This window comes from Limnohabitans sp. TEGF003 (assembly GCF_055395455.1).
In genome coordinates this window covers 2,401,501-2,420,455 of sequence record NZ_AP029225.1, presented here as the reverse complement: position 1 = coordinate 2,420,455, position 18,955 = coordinate 2,401,501, and the positions used below count along the sequence as shown (strand labels likewise).

At 63.5% G+C, this 18,955-nt stretch carries 20 protein-coding genes; 11 read left to right on the top strand and 9 right to left on the bottom strand.

The genetic code is table 11. The features are described 5' to 3' along the window. The first annotated feature begins 35 nt into the window (after positions 1–35). Complete coding sequence (locus ACZ5RT_RS11760) at positions 36–2,351, top strand: O-linked N-acetylglucosamine transferase, SPINDLY family protein (RefSeq protein ID WP_464452576.1); 2,316 nt, start codon at positions 36–38, stop codon at positions 2,349–2,351. Positions 2,352–2,414: 63 nt separating this feature from the next. Here ACZ5RT_RS11760 and ACZ5RT_RS11755 read toward each other — a convergent pair whose 3' ends face one another. From ACZ5RT_RS11755 to ACZ5RT_RS11735, 5 genes are read right to left on the bottom strand one after another with little or no spacing between them, the layout of a single operon-like run. Further along, the gene (locus ACZ5RT_RS11755) at positions 2,415–2,990 is read right to left on the bottom strand and encodes a DUF4337 domain-containing protein (RefSeq protein WP_464452575.1); all 576 of its coding nucleotides are present in this window, start codon (positions 2,988–2,990) and stop codon (positions 2,415–2,417) included. 9 nt (positions 2,991–2,999) lie between these two features. Continuing rightward, positions 3,000–3,488 (bottom strand): dihydrofolate reductase, encoded by a 489-nt coding sequence (locus tag ACZ5RT_RS11750; protein ID WP_464452574.1) that lies wholly within the window; start codon positions 3,486–3,488, stop codon positions 3,000–3,002. 11 nt (positions 3,489–3,499) lie between these two features. Beyond that, entirely contained in the window at positions 3,500–4,339 is an 840-nt protein-coding gene (locus ACZ5RT_RS11745; RefSeq protein ID WP_464452573.1) for a thymidylate synthase, read from the bottom strand. A gap of 25 nt (positions 4,340–4,364) precedes the next feature. After that, positions 4,365–5,807, bottom strand: coding sequence for an FAD-binding oxidoreductase (locus ACZ5RT_RS11740; RefSeq protein ID WP_464452572.1), 1,443 nt, complete (start codon positions 5,805–5,807; stop codon positions 4,365–4,367). A 43-nt stretch (positions 5,808–5,850) separates the two neighbouring features. Then, positions 5,851–6,258 (bottom strand): DUF2069 domain-containing protein, encoded by a 408-nt coding sequence (locus ACZ5RT_RS11735; protein WP_464452571.1) that lies wholly within the window; start codon positions 6,256–6,258, stop codon positions 5,851–5,853. A gap of 21 nt (positions 6,259–6,279) precedes the next feature. Between ACZ5RT_RS11735 and ACZ5RT_RS11730 the strand changes: the two genes are divergently transcribed. Next, positions 6,280–7,530, top strand: a complete 1,251-nt coding sequence (locus tag ACZ5RT_RS11730; protein WP_464452570.1) for a YihY family inner membrane protein — start codon at positions 6,280–6,282, stop codon at positions 7,528–7,530. A gap of 144 nt (positions 7,531–7,674) precedes the next feature. Here the strand turns inward: ACZ5RT_RS11730 and ACZ5RT_RS11725 are convergent, their stop codons facing one another. The 4 genes from ACZ5RT_RS11725 to ACZ5RT_RS11710 form a co-directional block, all read right to left on the bottom strand. Further along, positions 7,675–7,986: an Mpo1-like protein gene (locus tag ACZ5RT_RS11725; protein ID WP_291924905.1), complete on the bottom strand. Its 312-nt coding sequence runs from the start codon at positions 7,984–7,986 to the stop codon at positions 7,675–7,677. 21 nt (positions 7,987–8,007) lie between these two features. Then, the gene (locus ACZ5RT_RS11720; protein WP_464452569.1) at positions 8,008–9,336 is read right to left on the bottom strand and encodes a cytochrome P450; all 1,329 of its coding nucleotides are present in this window, start codon (positions 9,334–9,336) and stop codon (positions 8,008–8,010) included. A gap of 139 nt (positions 9,337–9,475) precedes the next feature. Beyond that, complete coding sequence (locus tag ACZ5RT_RS11715; RefSeq protein ID WP_464452568.1) at positions 9,476–10,294, bottom strand: alpha/beta fold hydrolase; 819 nt, start codon at positions 10,292–10,294, stop codon at positions 9,476–9,478. Between the two features lie 165 nt (positions 10,295–10,459). Beyond that, positions 10,460–11,758, bottom strand: a complete 1,299-nt coding sequence (locus tag ACZ5RT_RS11710; RefSeq protein ID WP_422170373.1) for an O-acetylhomoserine aminocarboxypropyltransferase — start codon at positions 11,756–11,758, stop codon at positions 10,460–10,462. A 116-nt stretch (positions 11,759–11,874) separates the two neighbouring features. Here ACZ5RT_RS11710 and ACZ5RT_RS11705 point away from each other — a divergent pair, with 116 nt between their 5' ends. From ACZ5RT_RS11705 to ACZ5RT_RS11665, 9 genes are all read left to right on the top strand, one after another. Continuing rightward, positions 11,875–12,342, top strand: coding sequence for a CBS domain-containing protein (locus ACZ5RT_RS11705; RefSeq protein ID WP_464452567.1), 468 nt, complete (start codon positions 11,875–11,877; stop codon positions 12,340–12,342). A 70-nt stretch (positions 12,343–12,412) separates the two neighbouring features. Next, positions 12,413–13,510 carry a chorismate synthase gene (gene aroC, locus ACZ5RT_RS11700; RefSeq protein WP_422170369.1) on the top strand — a complete coding sequence of 366 codons (1,098 nt, stop codon included), beginning with the start codon at positions 12,413–12,415 and terminating at the stop codon, positions 13,508–13,510. A gap of 123 nt (positions 13,511–13,633) precedes the next feature. Next, positions 13,634–14,809: an MFS transporter gene (locus ACZ5RT_RS11695; RefSeq protein ID WP_416558742.1), complete on the top strand. Its 1,176-nt coding sequence runs from the start codon at positions 13,634–13,636 to the stop codon at positions 14,807–14,809. A 34-nt stretch (positions 14,810–14,843) separates the two neighbouring features. Continuing rightward, positions 14,844–15,719, top strand: coding sequence for an alpha/beta fold hydrolase (locus tag ACZ5RT_RS11690; protein ID WP_464452566.1), 876 nt, complete (start codon positions 14,844–14,846; stop codon positions 15,717–15,719). A gap of 92 nt (positions 15,720–15,811) precedes the next feature. Continuing rightward, positions 15,812–16,471 (top strand): DsbA family oxidoreductase, encoded by a 660-nt coding sequence (locus ACZ5RT_RS11685; protein WP_464452565.1) that lies wholly within the window; start codon positions 15,812–15,814, stop codon positions 16,469–16,471. Between the two features lie 10 nt (positions 16,472–16,481). Continuing rightward, on the top strand, positions 16,482–17,105 hold the full coding sequence (locus tag ACZ5RT_RS11680; protein ID WP_464452564.1) for a histidine phosphatase family protein: 624 nt from the start codon (positions 16,482–16,484) through the stop codon (positions 17,103–17,105). Further along, positions 17,102–17,485 carry a thiol-disulfide oxidoreductase DCC family protein gene (locus ACZ5RT_RS11675; RefSeq protein ID WP_464452563.1) on the top strand — a complete coding sequence of 128 codons (384 nt, stop codon included), beginning with the start codon at positions 17,102–17,104 and terminating at the stop codon, positions 17,483–17,485. Before ACZ5RT_RS11680 ends, ACZ5RT_RS11675 begins: the two co-directional genes overlap by 4 nt. Continuing rightward, positions 17,482–18,249: a formylglycine-generating enzyme family protein gene (locus ACZ5RT_RS11670; protein WP_464452562.1), complete on the top strand. Its 768-nt coding sequence runs from the start codon at positions 17,482–17,484 to the stop codon at positions 18,247–18,249. The genes ACZ5RT_RS11675 and ACZ5RT_RS11670 overlap by 4 nt, the downstream gene beginning before the upstream one ends. Beyond that, entirely contained in the window at positions 18,249–18,944 is a 696-nt protein-coding gene (locus tag ACZ5RT_RS11665; protein WP_464454216.1) for a Rossmann-fold NAD(P)-binding domain-containing protein, read from the top strand. The genes ACZ5RT_RS11670 and ACZ5RT_RS11665 overlap by 1 nt, the downstream gene beginning before the upstream one ends. The last annotated feature ends 11 nt before the right edge of the window (positions 18,945–18,955 follow it).

The following is an 18,955-nucleotide window of genomic DNA, read 5'->3' as shown; positions in this document are numbered from 1 at the left end:
AATGGGCGCTTGATTTTCTGACACAACACCCCTCGATGAGCACTCAGCCCCCTTCCCAGGACAGCCCCCAGGATCACCCCGATGTCGCAGCCCCCGAACTGGACTTGCCGGTGGCTGCAGTCGAGGCGTTCAACCAGGCCAATGCCGATTTCAAAGCTGGACGTTGGGAGCAGGCGCGTGCGGGCTATGCGTTGGCCCTTCAGCAAGCTCCGCAGATGGAGGCTGCCGCTTTGCAGTGGGCCCGTTGTGGGGTCCGCTTGGGGGATTGGCAGGCGGCACGGGAGGGCTTTGCGACCTTGCTCAAGGCCTTTCCCGCTAATTACAGCGGCTGGCTGGAAGCCGGACATTTGTGCCGCCAGCAAGGCGTGCCCCAGCAGGCGATGACCTGTTACAGCAAGGCCATCGCGCTGGTGCCCACCCGCTACGAGGCGCGTTTGTCGCTGGCCCGTGTGCTCGAAGACCAGGGGCAAATGGACGCGGGTGCGGCCGAATACCACCGCGCCTTGACCGTCGCCGGGGTCGACAAAAACCGCTTGGTGCATTGGCGCATGGGCAAGTTCCGCCTGGAGCGCGGCGATGCCGCCCGGGCGCTCGAATCCTTGCGGCAGGCCTTGCTGGTCTTGCGCGTGAGCCAAGAGCAGATCGACGACAACGAACGCGCCGAGATGCAAATGGACCTGGGCGACATCTTCATGCGCCTGGGCATGACCGAAGACGGACACCGGGCGTTTGAGCGGGCCAGTGCGGGCACCGCCGAGGCCACGCTGGTGCGTCTGGCCGATTTGTCGTTCCGCTACAACCTGTGGCAAGAAGCCCAGGCGGTGCTGCGTCGCAACGTCGAGCTGCACCCGGACAGCGGCACCGCCCACTGGAATCTGGCCCATTCACTGGCCGAGAGCTGGAACATGCAAGAAGCCCTGGCTTCGTTGGCCAAGGCCGAGGCCATCGCCCCCCAGCCGGGTGCCAAGTCAATGCGCGCCAGTGTGGCTGGTCGCACGGGCGATGCCGACACGGCTTGGCGGCTTTACAAAGCGCTGGCCGACGAAGAAGGTCCAGGCTCCAAAATGCATTCGAGCGCGGCCATGAGTTCGCTCTACAGCGACCAGCTCAGCCCGCAGCAAGTCACCGACTTTCACCGCGAGTTGTTTGCCCACATGGGGCAAAACGCCCGTTCTCGCAGCAGCTTCAAGAACGACAAGACCCCCCACCGCAAGCTGCGTGTGGGTCTGGTGTCGGCCGATTTCCACCACCAGCACCCGGTCAACATCTTCATGCAGCCGCTGCTGGCCCGGCTGGACCCCAAGGCGGTTGAGGTGACGGTGTATTTCACGGGGGTGTCGTACGACGAGCAAACGCAGCTGGCCAAACGCCGTGTGGCCCACTGGGTGGAGGTGACCCACTGGAACGACGGCCAGCTGGCGCGCCGCATCGAAGAAGACGGCATCGACATCCTGCTGGACCTGTCGGGCCACACCAGCATGCAGCGCATGAGCCTGTTCGGTCAGCGCGCCGCGCCTGTGCAGGCCACCTTTCTGGGCTATCCCGGCACCACCGGGGTGCCCAACATCGACTGGCTGGTGGCCGACGGCGTGGTCGCCCCTGCTGGCAGCGAAGGCTTGTTCAGCGAACAGTTGGCGCGCCTGCCGCACAGTGTGTTCTGTTTTGCCCCTGAGGTGAACTACCCGTACCCGGACTACGGCCAGGCGCATGCCGAGCGGCCTTTGACCTTTGGATCGTTCAACAACGTGCCCAAACTCACGCCCCACACCGTCAAGCTGTGGGCGGCAGTGTTGCAGGAGGTGCCGGGTTCACGCCTGCTGCTCAAGGCCCCGAGTTTCAAGGACGATGGCGCGGTCGAGGCCTTTGCCCAGCGCTTTTTGGCCGAAGGCATTGCCCGCGAGCGGCTGGAATTCCGGGGCCCGGTGGGCCTGACCGACATGATGGCCGAATACGCCGATGTGGACATCGCACTCGACCCTGTGCCTTACAACGGCGGCACCACGACCTTGCAGGCGATGTGGATGGGCGTGCCGGTGGTCGTCAAGGCCGGTGGCCATTTTGTGTCGCGCATGGGGGCCAGCTTCATGACGGCGGCGGGCTTGACCGACTGGGTGGCCCAGACCGATGCCGACTATGTGCGCATCGCCGCCGCCATGGCCCGCGACCGCCAGGCTTTGCTGTCACTCAAACGTGGTTTGCGCGAGCGCCTGCAGGCTGCACCGGCTTGGGACATCGACCAGTACACCCGCGACTTCGAGGGTGCGCTGCGCCAGATGTGGTTGGCTTACTGCGGTAGCGAGAAAACAGGCGACACCGATACCGGCGCTGCGCCGAAAAAGAAAAAGGCCTGAAAAGGCCTTGTTCCGGTTGAGCCACGCCGCTGTGCAGCACAGCGGCGTTGGGCTTTTAATCCCTCAGATGTGCAGGGCGGCCAACCCGCCAATCACCACACCCACTGCCCCTGCGCCGTACATCACCACTTCCAGCCATTTCTTTTTGGACAGCAGGGCAATCGCCGCCATGGCGATCGACACCTGGAGCACCGTGGTGGCCTGCGCCCAGCGGTGGTGCTGGTGCATTTGCTCGTCTGACTGCTCATCCCAGTGTTTGGACTCTGCTTCGAGTTTTTCAGCTGCGGCTTTGATCTCTGATTTTTCACCCTTGTAGCGCTTGATTTCTTCTTGGTAAAACTCTTTTTTGCCAGCTGGAGCTAGTTCTAGGGCCAGCTCGCTCAGGTTCTGCTTGCTGCTCTTGGCCTGGTAATAGTTCCACTGGTTGGACGCTTCGGTTTTTTTGATGGCGGCGTTGTTTTTGTAAAGGCCGGCATTGGCCTGTGTGGCCCCGCCCATGTAACCAAACAACGCGCCCACCGTGGCGATGATGGCGGTGAACATGGCGATGCTGTTGGTATGGCTGCCACCATGGCCTTGCGCGGCGTGCTCAAGTTCGTGGTCGTGCGGGCCATGCACGTGAAAGCCGTGTCCTGACATGGAGTCTCCTCAAATTGCGTGTTGGTAGCTTACAAAACTGAAATTCAAGCCATTGGCGGCCAGATGCGGTTCGCGTTGTATTTCACGCCAGCTTGCGTCCAATTTGGGCGCAAAGGCATCACCATCAAAGTCGGCGTCGATCTCGGTCACCACCGCCGTGCTGGCCAGGGGTTCGGCCAGGCGGTAGATCTCGGCGCCGCCCATGATCCAGGCATCCGGTGCCTCGCCGCACAGGCGCATGGCGTCTTCGATGGAGGCCGCACGCAAGGCCCCTTCGGCCTGCCATTCAGGCTGTCGGGTGATGACGATGTTGAGACGCCCGGGCAGGGGGCGAAAGCGGGCGGGCAGTGAGTCCCAGGTCTTGCGGCCCATGATGACCGGCTGGCCCAGCGTGACGCGCTTGAAGTGCGCCAGGTCTTCGGGCAGGTGCCAGGGCATCTGGTTGTCCTTGCCGATCACGCCGTTGCGGGCGCGGGCATAAATCAGGTGCAGTTTCATCAGGCCGGGACTCAGACCGCCACGGGAGCCTTGATGGCGGGGTGGCACTCATAGCCCACGACCTCGAAGTCCTCGAACTCGTAATCGAAGATCGAAGCGGGTTTACGCTTGATGTTCAAGGTGGGGTAGGCAAAGGGCTGGCGGCTCAGCTGCAGCTCGACTTGCTCATGGTGATTGGCGTAGATGTGGCAATCCCCACCGGTCCAGATGAAGTCGCCCACGTCCATGTCGCACTGCTGCGCGATCATGTGGGTCAGCAAGGCATAACTGGCAATGTTAAAGGGCACACCCAAAAAGATGTCGGCGCTGCGCTGGTACAGCTGGCAACTGAGTTTGGGCTTGTCGCCCGCCTTTTGGGGCGGCGCCACATAAAACTGGAAGAAGGCATGGCAGGGCATCAGGGCCATTTGGTCAAGTTCGGCCACGTTCCAGGCGCTCACGATGATGCGGCGCGAGTCGGGGTTGTTTTTGAGCGTGTCCATGACCTGCTGGATCTGGTCGATGTGGCCACCGCCCGGGGTGGGCCAGCTGCGCCACTGCACGCCATAAACGGGACCGAGCGAGCCATCTTCGCGCGCCCATTCGTCCCAGATGGTGCAGCCGCGCTCTTGCAACCACTTCACATTGCTGTCGCCGCGCAAGAACCACAGCAGCTCCACGATGATGGCCCGCAAAAAGACCTTCTTGGTGGTGACCAGTGGAAAACCTTCGTTCAGGTCAAAGCGCATCTGGTGGCCAAAGACGCTGCGGGTGCCGGTGCCGGTGCGGTCACCTTTTTGCACGCCGGTCGTGTAGACGTGGCGCATCAAGTCTTCGTACTGGCTGCGGACGGGGCGGTTGGGAGAAGTCATGGCTGCAAGTGTAAATGGTGCGTTTTCAGCCCAGCACGCGGCCGGGGTTGAGCAGGTTTTTCGGGTCCAGCGCCTGCTTGACGGCCCGCATCATGGCCAGCGCTGTCGGGTCTTTGTAGAGCGGCAGCTTGTTCACTTTTTGCTCGCCCACACCATGTTCGGCGCTGATCGAGCCGCCAAAGCGCTTGACCTGGTCGAACACCAGCGTGTTCACCCGGTCTTCGTATTGCCGCAAAAAGGCGGGGCCATCGGCCCCTTCGGGCGCTTGTACGTTGTAGTGCAGGTTGCCGTCGCCCAGGTGGCCAAAGTCGACCATGCGCATGCCGGGGACTTCACGCGCGAGCAGGGCGTCGGTCTCGGCCACAAAGTCCGGGATGCGCGAGACCGGGATGCTGATGTCGTGCTTGATGTTCAGGCCTTCTGTGGCCTGGGCCAGGGTGATGCTTTCACGGATGTGCCACAGCCCCTTCGCTTGTGTGAGGTTTTCTGCAACCACGGCGTCTGTCACGCAACCTTGTTCCAGGGCGGCTTCGAGCAGGCCCTCAAATTGGCTGCGCGCGTGCGCTTCGTTTTCACTGTCGGAGTTTTCAAGCAACACACACCAAGGGGTGCCTTGCCACAGGGGCACGCGCAATTGGGGGTAGTGTTTGTCGACAAGGCCGAGCGCAAACTGGTTCATGACCTCGAAGCCCGTGAGGCCTGGCCCCAGACGCTGGTGCGCCAGGCCCAGCAATTGCACGGCCGCTTCCATGCTGGGCACGGCGGCCCAGGCGGTCAGCTGTGCGGCGGGCTGTGGATAGAGCTTCATCGTGGCGGCTGTGATGATGCCCAGCGTGCCTTCGCTGCCGATCATCAGGTTGCGCAGGTCGTAGCCGGTGTTGTCCTTGCGCAGACCACTCAGGCCGTTCCAGACTTCACCTTGCGCGGTGACGACTTCCAGGCCCAGGCAAAGCTCGCGGGTGTTGCCGTAGCGCACGACTTGCGTGCCGCCTGCGTTGGTGCCCAGGTTGCCACCGATCGTGCAGCTGCCTTCGGCGCCCAGGCTCAAAGGGAACAGAAAACCGGCAGCCTCGGCCGCGGCCTGCAGGTTTTGCAGCACGCAACCGGCTTCCACGGTGATGGTCAGGTTGGCCGGGTCGATGGCGCGCACGGCGTTCATGCGGGTCATGCTCAGCACGATCTGGGTGCCCGAGCCGTTGGGCACGCCGCCCACCACCAGCCCGGTGTTGCCGCCTTGCGGCACGATGGGCGTGTTGGCTGCTGCACAGGCCTTGACCACTGCCGCCACTTCGGCGGTGTTGCCTGGGCGTACCACGGCCAAGGCACGGCCTTTGACGCGTTTTCGCCAGTCCTGCTCCCAGGGGCTCAGGTCGGTGGCCGGGTCGTCGTGGGTCAAGACGTTGGCGTCACCGCAAATCTGACGAAGTTGGGCGATCAGTTCGGGGTGAGCGTGGGGCAAAGCGGTCATGGGCAAATGGTGGCTGACGGTGTCAATGAGCGGGGTGCAGGCTTCAGTCGCGGGGCACGGGCACAAAATTACCCGTTGCTTTGGCAGCTTTGAAGCGGATGCGCACGTGTAAGGCGCAGGCTATGAACAAGGTGGTGCACAGCAAAGTTTGTAGTCCTGCCAGGGCGTTGGAGGGCCAGGCATCGCCCCAGGCCCGCACCACGCCCTCGATGAAGTACAGCCACACCAGCATACTGACCCAGCGGTAGGTGTACATGCGGTTTTTCAGCAGGCCCGCCAGCGGAATGCACAGCGGCAGCACTTTGATGGCCCACCAGGAGCCACCCGGACGCAAGGGCGCGAGCCAAAGCTCCCAGGCCAGGCCCAAGAGGATGAGGCCCAGCAAGCTGCCCACGGCCATCCAGCGGGTGAAATCGACGCCAGCGGGGTTGTTTTCGGTGTAGGTGTTCATTGCGGTGGCATCATACCGGGCATGCCTTCTCCCTTGTCCAAGTCTTCTTTGAGCGCCCAAGCCACCCTTTGGTGGCAGGAATTGTCGGTTTTTCCATGGCGCCAGATGGCGGGTGTGCTGGCCGAGCGCTTTCGCGAGGCCCGTTTGGGCGTGAGCGCCAGCTCGCTCACCTTCACCACCGTGCTGGCTTTGGTGCCTCTGTTTGCCGTGGGTCTGGCGGTGTTTGCCGCGTTTCCGGTGTTTGGCAAGTTTCAGGACACGATCCAGCGTTGGCTGATCGAGAGCCTGGTGCCCGAAAGCATTGCCCGCCAGGTGCTCAGTTACCTGACCCAGTTTTCCCGCAAGGCCAGCCGTTTGGGCTCGGCGGGTTTGGTCGCGGTGCTGTTGTCTGCGGTGTTTTTGATGGTGACGATCGAGCGCACTTTGGGGCAAATCTGGGGCTTGCGGCGTCAGCGCCCTTTGCCGCAGCGGGTGCTGCTGTACTGGTCCGCCATCACGCTGGGGCCTCTGTTTTTGGGGGCCAGTCTGGCGATCACGTCTTATGTGGTGACGGCTTCGCGTGACGTGGTGAATGTGTTGCCGGGCTCGGTTCGCTGGTTGCTCGACAGTTTTGAGTTTGTGCTGCTCACGGCCTGTGTGAGTGGTTTGTATTTTTATGTGCCCTACACCCGTGTGCGGTGGCGGCATGCGATTACCGCCGGATTTCTGGTCGCGGGTGCCCTGGAGTTGGCCAAAAAGCTGATGGCGCTTTACCTGCTTCAGGTGCCCACTTATTCCCTGATTTATGGCGCTTTTGCTGCGTTGCCGATTTTGCTGGTCTGGATTTATGTGACCTGGCTGCTGGTTTTGCTGGGGGCTGTGCTGGCTTCCAGCCTGCCCCACTTGGGCCGGCAAGAGTGGCGCAAACCCGAGGGGGCGGGTTGGGGCTTTCGCCTGGCGTTGGAGATTGTGGCCGAGTTGAACGCTGCCAAGGTGTCTGACCAGCGGGGTTGGAGCACCGATGACCTGGCGGTGCGTTTGCGTGTGGAGGCCAGCGAACTGCGTCAGGTGCTGGACGTTTTGCAAAGCCTCGATTGGGTGGGACGCCTGACCGAGCAGAACGACCAAGGACAAGCCCGGCAAGTCCTGCTGATTGACCCCACCCAGGTCAGCGTGGCCCCGCTGGCGGACCGTTTGCTGGTTTTGCGAGGCTCAGGGGTCGATCCGGTCTGGACGCAGACCGGGCTGGATCAGATCCGAGTGGCGCAGCTCTTGCCCGTACCGGCCGCCTGAGGCCATTCTGACCCTTCCGTCCTACCAGGCTCTGCTGGGTATCCATCGGCTCCGAAGGTACAGACCCCCGATCAGGTCGGGGGTGACGAGGTTTTTGTCATACCCGGCTTGACCGGGTATCCATCCTGGCCGAAGGCTGCAACCTCAAAAACTCACGCGCCCGCGCCACATGTCGCGGTACATCACCCAGTCGCCCATGAAGCTGTAAAGCGGGCGCTTGAAGCTGGCGGGCTTGTTCTTTTCGAACACAAAATGCCCGATCCAGGCGCAGCCGTAGCCACACAGCAAACCATACAAAAAGTACAGCGGCTTGCCGGTGATGGCCAGCATGGCCAGGCACACCAGCGACAAGCTGCTGCCCACAAAGTGCATGCGTCGGCAGGTGCGGTGGCTGTGCTCGCTCAAATAGAACGGGTAAAACTCGGCAAAACTGGCATGGTGAACGGCTTCGGTCATGGCGGTGTCTCCGGGCTGTGTTCAGTGGGTTTGAAAGGGCGCGCTCAAAAAGCCGCGGAACCGGGCACGGCCACCGCGCACCGGGGCCTCGGTCAGTCGGTAATCGGGAAAACGCTGCAAAAAGCGCCCGATGGCGATGCGGCCTTCGAGGCGGGCCAGGCTCAGGCCCGCGCACTGGTGCACCCCAAAGCCAAAGGCCAGGTGCTTGTTCCCGGTGCGGCGCAGGTCCAGTTGTTCGGGGTTCTCGTACACCGCCGGGTCGCGGTTGGCCGCGCCAATGCACAGCGTGACCAAAGCGCCTGCGGGAAGATCCACGCCGTTGACCTGCGTGGCCTGCAGGGCGCGGCGGTTGCCCAGCTGGTTGGACGATTCAAAGCGCAAAAACTCGTCCACCGCCAGGCCCAGAATCTGTTCGCGTTCTTCGTCGCTGGCCGCTTGTTTCAGGTCGGCCTTGAGTTGTTCGCGCTGCTCGGGCCACTCTTGCAAGGTGATGAGGGCGTTGCCGATCAGGTTGGTGGTCGTCTCGTGCCCGGCATTGAGCAGGAACACACAGTTTTGCAGCAGCTCGACTTCGCTCAGGGCATCGCCGTTTTCCTCACCTTGGATCAGCCGGGTCAGCACATCGTGCTCCGGGTCGCCCGGCTGTTGACGACGTTTGGCGACCAGCTCGCGCAGGTAGGCCAGAAATTCGGTCACGCTGCGGTTGCCCAGCGCTTCCTGTTCGGGCGTGAGGGCGGGCTCCAGCGCCCCCAAAATCGCCAGCGACCAGCCGCGCAAGGGTTCGCGGTCGGCATGTGGCACGTCCAGCAGGTTGCCGATGATCTCGACCGGAATGGCCGAGGCAAAGTCTTCGATCAGGTCGCCGCCGCCTCGGGCCTCGATCTTGTCCAGCAGGCTGTCGACCAGCTGCACCAGGCCAGGCTCCATGGCCTCAATGGCGCGGCGGGTGAGGGCGCCCATGATGAGGCGGCGCACCCGGGTGTGCAGGGGCGGGTCGTTGAAGACGAGGCTGTTGGTGTGGTGCTCGAACAGCAGGGCCACACCGCCGGGCGTGGTGTAAGGGGGCTGGTTGAATGGCGCGTGGTTGTATTTGGGGCCGAACTCGACCTGCTTGTCAGAGCTGAAGACCTTGGCGTCGCGGTACACCCCGACCAGATCGGCATGGCGAGTGAGGAAGTACGAGCCGTCGGGCATGCGCTTGAAGGGCTCCGCTTCGCGCAGTGCGGCATAAACCGGGTAGGGGTTGTCCAGAAAATCGCGCGGCAGGGCTCGCAGGTCCAGTGTTTGGGCGATCTCGTTTGCCCTGTCAGCCGACAGCGCCGGGGTGATGCTGGAAATCAGTTTGTTCATGTTGTACGAGCGCACACCTGTGCGCTAATCTTCGGTAAGGGCCATGCAGGCATTCGGCCGCAGGGGCGGCCTCCCACAAAGGCAGAGGGCCTGTTGTTTTGTGTGGGAGCGAGCCCCTGCTCGCGAATTTTCGTCAGGGTCATGGCTTCAAAAAATCCTTGAGCGACTGCAGAACCCCTTCAGGCGCTTCGGTCATGAGCGAATGGCCCGCGGGCAGCTTCACCACCTTGGGTTGGGTGCACAGCGCGATCAGGCTTTGCGCGGCCTTGGGCGGGGTCATCTGGTCGGCGTTGCCGAGCACAAACAGGGTCGGGCAGCTCACACGGGGCATGGCCACTTCGGCGCCACTGTAGCTGTCGCAGGCCTTGAAGCCGGTATGGAACACATTGACCTGCGTGTTGCTGGCCAGCACCCGGCGCATCAGCGCCTTGCTGCCGCCGTACAGCCAGGTGCCGGGGCCCAGGGCCGAAGGCGGTGGCGCCAGCGTGGAGTGCGAGAAGCTGTTGACCATGTCGATGGCCTTGAAGGGCGCACTGACCGACAGGTCGAGCAAGGTGGGCGAGACGCGCATGGGGTAGGCCGTGCCCACCATGACCAGGTGGCTCACGCGGCCGGGATGGGCCGCCGAATCACGGGCAGCCGCTTCCAGGGCGATGAGCGAGCCAAAGCTGTGGCCGATCAGCGCGGCCTTGTCAATCTTCAGCGCATCCAGCAGCGCGATGATGGTGTCGGCCGCTTCTTCCACGCTTTGCGGCGGCGGGCCTTCGCTTTTGCAGTGCCCGGGCAGGTCGATGGCCAACACGTTCCAGCCGTGGTGGGCGAGGTAGCGGGTTTGCAAGATCCAGACGCTGTGGTCGTTGAGCACGCCGTGGATGAACACGGCGGTGGGTTGGGCGGGGTTGAAGGGCTTGCCGCCTGTGTAGGCGTAGAGCTTGTGGGTGGGCAAAGAGATGATCATGACTTGAGGCTCAGGTGATGAACTGTTCCGTCCAAGAATGGACAAATGCTCGGCATGTCACCCCGGACTTGATCCGGGGTCCATGGATTCCCGCATGCGCGGGAATGACAGGAGTTGCGCGGAATGACAGTGGTGTGTGGAGGGCATGGGCAAGCTGCGCAAATTTCAAGCGGCTTTCTCGGCCGCTTTGAGGGCTTTCTTCAGGTCGTCGATCAGGTCGGCCGGGTCTTCCAGGCCAATGGACAGGCGGATGGTGCCGGGACCGATGCCACCTGCGGCCAGGGCTTCGTCCGTCATGCGGAAGTGCGTGGTGCTGGCCGGGTGGATCACCAGGCTGCGGCAGTCGCCCACATTGGCCAGGTGGCTGAAAACCTTGAGGGTCTCGATGAACTTTTGGCCTTGGGCGCGGCTGCCCTTGATGTCGAAGCTGAACACCGAACCGGCTCCGCGTGGCAAGAGTTTTTGCGCCAGCGCATGTGAGGGATGGCTCTCCAGCAGGGGGTGGCCCACCCGGCTGACCAAGGGGTGTGCCGCCAAAAACTCGACCACTTTGGCCGTGTTCTCCATGTGCCGGGCCATGCGCAGCGGCAGGGTCTCGATGCCTTGCAGGATCAGCCACGCGGTGTGCGGGCTCATGCAGGCACCAAAGTCGCGCAGGCCCTCGCGCCGGGCGCGCAGCAAGAAGGCACCCACGGTGCTCTCTTCACTGAAGACCATGTTGTGAAAGCCTTCATAGGCCTGGCTCAATTCGGCAAACTTGCCCGATTTGTCCCAGTCAAAGCTGCCGCCATCGACCACCACGCCGCCCACCACCGTGCCGTGGCCCGACAGGAACTTGGTGGCCGAGTGGTAGACCAGATCGGCCCCGTGGTCAAAGGGCTTGATGAGCCAGGGCGAGGTGAGGGTGGAGTCCACCAGCAGCGGCACGCCCGCTTCGTGCGCGATGGCGCTCACGGCCTCGATGTTCAGGACGTCCATGCCGGGGTTGCCCACGGTTTCGCCAAAAAAGAGTTTGGTGTCGGGCTGCACAGCGGCCCGCCAGGCGTCCAGATCGCCGGGTTTGACAAAAGTGGTTCGGATGCCAAAGCGGCTCAGGGTGTAGTGCAGCAGGTTGTGTGAGCCGCCGTACAAAGCGCTCGACGCCACGATGTGCGAGCCTGCGCCCATCAGCGTGGCAATGGCCAGGTGCAAAGCGGCCTGACCGCTCGATGTGGTGATGGCGCCTATGCCGCCTTCGAGTGCCGAGATGCGCTGCTCCAGCACCGCGTTGGTGGGGTTGCTGATGCGGCTGTAGACGTGGCCCGGGCGCTCCAGGTTGAACAGGGCGGCGGCTTGGTCGCTGGACTCAAAAACAAAGGAGGTGGTCAGGTGGATGGGCACGGCCCGTGCACCCGTGCTCGGGTCGGGTGCGGCACCTGCGTGCAGGGCCAAAGTGTCAAAACCGGGATCGCTGTAACCAGCCATGGCTTCTCTCCGAAAAAAAGAAAACGTTTGACCCGCTTGGGGGCTGTTGTTCAACGTTCATTGTGGGCTATATTGATACCCAATCAGAACCCCATTCGACCCCAAGGAGACACACCATGCAAGTCAGCGACATCCTCCGCGTCAAGGGCGGCACCTTGTTCACCGTGCAGCCCGATGAACCCCTGTCCCGTGCCATGACCGATATGGCCGAAAAAGACATCGGGTCTCTGGTGGTGATGGCCCAGGGCCAGTTGGTCGGCATGCTGACATTCCGTGAGGTGATTCTGCAAATTGTCAAAAACGGGGGGCAAGTTGGCAACACCGTGGTGCGCGAAGCCATGGAGTCCCAACCACTCACCTGCGCAGGCAGTACCGACATTGACGAGGTGCGCCGCATGATGCTGGAGCACCATGCCCGCTATATGCCGGTGATGGACGGCAGCATGTTGATGGGCGTGATCAGTTTTTACGATGTGGCCAAGGCGGTGGTGGACAGCCAGAACTTTGAGAACAAGATGCTCAAAGCCTACATTCGTGATTGGCCCGATGGCTCCACTGCCGAGGCCGAGGACGTCAAACTCTGATTTTTTTCAGGGCACTCGCCCCGGGGCAGCCTCCCACAAAAGCCGCTCCCCGCTCTGGGATAATGGCCAAATGAGCGGCAATACCTTCGGAAATCTCTTCTCGGTCACCAACTTTGGTGAATCCCACGGCCCGGCCATTGGCTGCGTGATCGACGGCTGCCCCCCCGGCATGCCCCTGAGCGAGGCCGATATCCAGCCCGATCTGGACCGCCGCCGCCCCGGTACCAGCAAGTTCGTCACCCAGCGCAACGAGCCCGACGCGGTGCAGATCCTCTCAGGGGTTTACCAGGGTAAAACCACCGGCACCCCGATCTGCCTGCTGATCAACAACACCGACCAGCGCAGCAAGGACTATGGCGACATCCTCCAAACCTTCCGCCCCGGCCATGCCGACTACACCTATTGGCGCAAATACGGCCTGCGCGACCCGCGTGGCGGTGGCCGTTCGTCGGCCCGCCTGACGGCCCCCATGGTGGCGGCTGGCGCGGTGGCCAAAAAGTGGCTCAAAGAAAAATTTGGCACCACTTTTGTCGGCTGCATGACCCAGATTGGCGACGTGCCGATTGGCTTTGAGAGCTGGGACCACGTGCCGAACAACCCGTTTTTTGCCCCAGTGGCCGATGTGTCGGCGCTCGAGGATTACATGAACGCGCTGCGCAAGTCGGGCGATTCGTGCGGTGCCCGCCTGCGCGTGGTCGCGCGCGGTGTGCCTGTGGGCCTGGGCCAGCCGCTGTTTGACAAGATCGACGCCGACATCGCTTACGCCATGATGGGCATCAACGCCGTCAAAGGCGTGGAGATTGGCGCGGGCTTTGGCTGCGTCACGCAAAAGGGCAGCACCGCAGGCGACGCGCTCACGCAGGCTGGTTTTGTGGGCAACAACGCGGGCGGGGTGCTCGGCGGCATCAGCACGGGGCAAGACATTGAGGTGTCGATTGCCGTGAAACCCACCAGCTCGATTTTGATTGCGCGCGACTCGATTGACTCAGCAGGCCAGCCCACCGAGGTCATCACCAAAGGCCGCCATGACCCGTGCGTGGGCATCCGCGCCACGCCGATCGCCGAGGCCATGCTGGCGCTGGTGGTCATGGAGCACGCCCTGCAGCACCGTGCCCAATGCGGGGATGTCGAACACGATCTGCCCCCTATCCCAGCGGGCAAGCCCTGATGCCTTGGCATGAGGGTGCGTGCCCCTTTGTGGGAGCGAGCCCCTGCTCGCGAATGGTTGAGATGCCGCGGTATGCACAGATTCGGCCGCAGGGGCAGCCTCCCACTGGGCATTGGAGCTTCCATGTCTGAGCGCCGTCAGCTCCTGCCTTTTGCCGCGTTGTCGGCCAGTTATTTCGCCCACATCGGGTTTTTCAACCCCTATTTGCCGTTGTGGCTGCAAGACATGGGGCTGAGCCTCTTGACCATCAGTGTGCTCACCGCCGTGCAGGCCACCACCCGATTGTTTGCGCCCTATGCCTGGGGGGCTTTGAGTGACCGCACGGGCGAGCGCGTGAAGCTGCTGCGCATTGGCGCAGGTGTGGCTTTTGCGGCCGCTTGTCTGTTGTTTCTGGATTGGGGACCGGTGGGGCTGGGCTTGGTCTTGTTGCTCATGTTCACCCACACCAGTTCCATGATGCCCATGAGCGAAGCGGCCATGGCGCACCTCGTGAGCCAAGGCGGTGCTTTTGACACCAAGCGTTACGGGCGGGTGCGCCTGTGGGGCTCCATGGGTTTTCTGGTCACGGTCTTTGCGGCAGGCGCCTGGTTCGAGGCCTTTGGCATGCAGCATTTCCCGGGCTGGACCGTGTTCAGTCTGGCCGCTGTGTTGTTGAGTGTGTGGTGGCTGCCGGACCTCAAGGAGGCCAGCCACCATTCGGCTGTGCATGAGCCCGTGTGGCCCGTGTTGCGGCAAAAGTCGGTGCAGTGGTTTCTGGCTTCCACTTTTTTTCATGTGCTGTCACACATCGGCATTTATGTGTTTTTCTCGCTCTACCTCGATTCGCTGGGGTACAGCAAAACCATGATCGGCGTGCTGTGGGCTGTCTCGGTGGCGGTGGAAATCGTGTGGTTTTTTTCCCAGTCGCGCTGGTTGCCGCGCATGCCGTTGACGGCATGGCTGGTGGTGTGTTCGGCGGTCATGGCCTTGCGCATGGTTTTCACGGCCTCGTGGGCCGATGTGCTCTGGGTGTTGCTCTTGGCGCAAGCCCTGCACGCGGTGACCTTTGCGACCCACCACACGGTGTGCATCGCCCTGATTTCTCACCATTTCCCCGGGCGTTTGCGGGGCCGAGGGCAGGCCCTTTACACCGTCGTGGCCTATGGCTTTCCTGGGGTGATTGGGGCCTTGCTGGGCGGAGTCATCAGCGAGCGCTGGGGCTTGCAAAGCGTGTTCGTGGTCAGTGCCCTGACCAGCGTGGTGGCCACGGCTGCGGCCTACAGGGTCTGGCGTTTGCAGCATCCACCAGCGTCCCGGTGATGGCATGTCCCCTGATGTGAGCATGAAGGAGATCATGAACGCTGCTGTTTTGCCCGATTTTTTGACGCGCGATTTGCGCCAGGCCTTGGCCGATGCCCAGCGCCTGGAAACGCATTGGCAAGGTGCCCGCATGGTGTGGCACGGCTGGGGGGCGGTCCATCGGCCTTCGGTGGTTTTGTTGCATGGCGGCAGCGGCAGCTGGACGCACTGGGTGCACAACATCGCCCCCCTGCGCGATGCAGGCTGGCGCGTGCTGGTGCCCGATTTGCCCGGCTTTGGCGACTCCGATTTGCCCAGCGGCTGCACCGATGTGGACGCTTTGCCAGCGCATCTGCACGCAGGTTTGCAGCAGTTGCAGCAATCGGGTCAGTGCGCAGACGAAGTCAGCGTGGTGGGTTTTTCGTTCGGGGGCATGGCCGGGGCTTTGTGGCTGGCCGAACATGCGCAAGACGCCCAGCGCCTGGTGCTGGTCGGCGCTCCCGGCATGGGCCTGACGGTGCCCGAGCGCATCCCGCTCAAGGGCTGGCGGCATTTGCCCACCCCCGAAGCCCAAGAAGTGGTGCACCGCCACAACCTGATGGCGCTCATGCTGCAGAAGCCGAACAGCCTGGACGACTTGGCCCTCAGCCTGCATGCAGCCAACGTGGCGCGTGACCGCATGCCGCGCAGGCGCATGTCTTCCACCGACATCGTGGCCCAAACCCTGCCCCAATTGCAGGTGCCTGTCAGCGCCATTTATGGTGAACACGACGCCTTGTACAAAGGACGCTTGCCCGAGTTGCAGGCCGCCATGCAGCGCCAGGCAGCCCATTGGGGTCAGTGGCACACCGTGGCCGGGGCGGGGCATTGGGTGCAGTACGAGGCGGCGCAAACGTTCAACGCGGCCTTGCTGGAAATTCTGGGGGCTTGATTTGCCGCCCCTGTCAGGGCTGGGCTTTTGTGTGGGGCCAACGGCGGACAAATGTTGTCCGGTGGACAATGAAGCCTTGCTGAAAGTCCATCATGACCACCACATTGAAAATCGATTTCGTTTCCGACATTGCCTGCCCCTGGTGCGCCGTGGGCCTGGGTGCTCTGGAAAAAGCCCTGGAGCGCCTGGACGGCCAGGTGCAGGCCGATCTGCATTTCCAGCCCTTTGAGCTGAACCCGCACATGCCCCCCGGCGGGCAGGACCTGGGCGAACACCTGACCGAAAAATATGGCTCCACCCCTGAGCAGCAGGCGCAAATTCGCCAGACCATTGCCGCCCGTGGGGCCGAGGTGGGTTTTGAGTTTCATCCCGGTGGTCGCGGGCGGGTTTACAACACCTTCAACGCGCACCGCTTGCTGCACTGGGCCGAGGGCCAAGGCGCTGGTGCGCAACACGCCCTGAAGAAAGCCTTTTTGCAGGCCTACCAGGGCCGCGCCGAGTGCATGGAAGACCCGGAGGTTTTGCTCGCGGGCGTGGCCGAAGCGGGACTGGATGTGGCCGCCGCACGTGAGGTGCTCGGCAGCGACGTGCACACCGCCGAGGTGCGTGAGCGCCAGCAGTTCTACACGCAGGCGGGCATCCGCTCGGTGCCTGCGGTCATCATCAACGACAGGCATTTGATATCGGGCGGCCAGCCGGTCGAGGTGTTCGAGCAGGCGCTGCGCCGCATCGCTTCGGGCGAAGTGTCCTGAGGCGCAGTGGATGACACCTAGCGCTCGCGTTTCGGCTGGTGTGCCGCGCCGCACCGCCCTGGCCCGTTTGGGGGCGACTTTGGTCGCGCCATGGCTGGCCAGCACGCCTGGCTTGGCTTTGGCGCAGTCCGCACAGCCTGCAACGCGGGCGCAGTTGTTGGCTGTTTGGCGGCAAAGCGGTGGTGTGCTGTTGATTCGCCACGCCGCCACCGAATCGGGGATTGGCGATCCGCCAGGGTTTGTGATCGGCCAGTGCCGCACGCAGCGCAACCTGTGCGAGGCGGGCCGCCAAGCCTCGCGCGCCTTGGGCGCTTGGCTGCAAGCGCAGAACTTCAAGCCCGACGCGGTGCGCAGCAGCCAGTGGTGCCGCTGCCAGGACACGGCGCGCTTGGCTTTTGGCGCTTACGAAGACTGGCCCGCGCTCAACAGCACCTTTGCCGGGCAGGGCGATCCGGCTGCTCAGCAGCAGGCTTTGCGCGAGCGCTTGCAGGCGCTGCCGGCTGGGCGCACCGAGGTGTGGGTCACGCACCAGGTCATCATGACCGGCTTGACCGGGGCCTACCCGGGCCTGGGCGAAGGTTTTGTGGTGGACCGCCAAGGCCGTTTGGTGGCCCGTGGAGACCTGGCCGCATGAGCACGCTGCACCGCTTGACGGTTTACTTTGACGGCTCTTGCCCCCTGTGCCGCCGCGAAATCGCGATCTACCGCCGCCTGCCTCAGTCGGCGAGTGTCGATTGGGTGGATGTGAGCACCGGGACCGATTTGGGCGCGCTCAGTTGTGCGCAGGCCATGGCGCGTTTCCATGTGCGCGACCGCGAGGGGCGCTTGTTCAGCGGCGCGGCGGCGTTTTCGCAGATGTGGCGGCTGTTTCCGGGCTGGCGTTGGTTGGGCTGGTTGTCGGCCTGGCCACCGATGTCGTGGGTGTTCGAGGGGGCTTACCGTTTGTTTTTGCCGCTGCGCCCGCGCCTGCAACAGTGGGTGCGGCGCTGGGTGGGCGAGGAGAAAGTGTCATGAAGCTTTGGGGTGTTTGTGTTGTGCTGCTGGCCAGCTTGACCACGCTGGGCATGCCTGTGGCGCAAGCCCAAACGGGTCAAGCCATGGCTGAAAAAGTGCCTGACAGGGTGGCTTTGGGCGACTGGGCCATCGACCGCACCGAAGTCACCATCGGCCAGTTTGAGCGCTATGTGCGGGCCACGGGCACGGTGACCCGGGCCGAAAAAGAGGGCGGTGGTTTTGAATACGGCGCAGGCTGGGAGCGCCGCCCCGGCTGGTCCTGGCGCAGGCCCGATGGCGTGCCCGCCAGCCCGGATTTGCCCGCCGTGCACCTGGATTTTGCCGAGGCACAAGCGTATTGCCGCTGGGCCGGGGGGCGCTTGCCCTCGGGGGCTGAGTGGCAAAAAGCGGGCTTCACCGAGCTGCGCGATGCGCCGCCTGCGCCCTGGGTCAAGGGCCGCACCTACCCCTGGACCACGGGCGACAGCCCGCAAGGCGCCAACACCAGCGATGCCGATCCCTGGCCCAGGGCCGCGCCCGCCGGGGCCACGCGCCTGGGGGTGAATGGCCTGTACGACATGGGCGCCAATGTGTGGGAGTGGACCACCGACGCCCGGGGCGCTGAGCGGCGCACCGTCGGCGGCTCCTGGTGGTACGGCGCGTTCAACATGAAGGCCGATGTGCAGGCCTACAAACCCGCTGATTTTTATGCGGTCTACATCGGCTTTCGCTGCGCCTACGACCTCAAGTCGCCAAGCGCCAACCCGAGCAAGGCCCGGCCATGATGCATTCGCTGCCCGAGGGCTACCGCGCCCTGGTGATCGGTGCCAGTGGTGCCATTGGCAGCGCCTTGCTGCAGCAGCTGCAACACGATCCGCGCTGCGCCTTGGCGCTGGGGGTGTCGCGCCAAAGTTCGCCGGGGCTGGATCTGCTGAATGAAGAAAGCATCGCCGCCTGTGCGCAAGCGCTCATGGCGCAGGGGCCATTCCATCTGGTGCTGGACGCCACGGGCGCACTCACGGTGAACGGGCGCGGACCCGAGAAACGCCTGGACGAGCTGGACGCGGCGCATTTGCTGGCGGCGCTGCAGCTCAACGCCGTGGGGCCGGGCCTGCTGCTCAAACACTTTGTGCCTTTGTTGGCTCCGGGTCAGCGCGTGATTTGGGGCAAGTTGTCGGCCCGGGTGGGCAGCATCGAAGACAACCGCAAAGGCGGCTGGTACGGCTACCGCGCGGCCAAGGCGGCGCTGAACATGCTGCTGCAGACGGCGACGATCGAAGTCGCTCGCCGCAGACCTTTGGCGGTGGTGGCCGCCTTGCAGCCGGGCACGGTGCAGTCGGCGCTCAGTCAGCCTTTTGTGGGGGGCGATGCGATGCGGCCTGAAGAAGCCGCTCAGCGTTTGCTGACTGTGCTGGACGCCCTGCAGCCCACGGGGCGCGCGCTGTTTGTGGACCACCAAGGGCAAAGCATTCCTTGGTGACACGGCTCAGG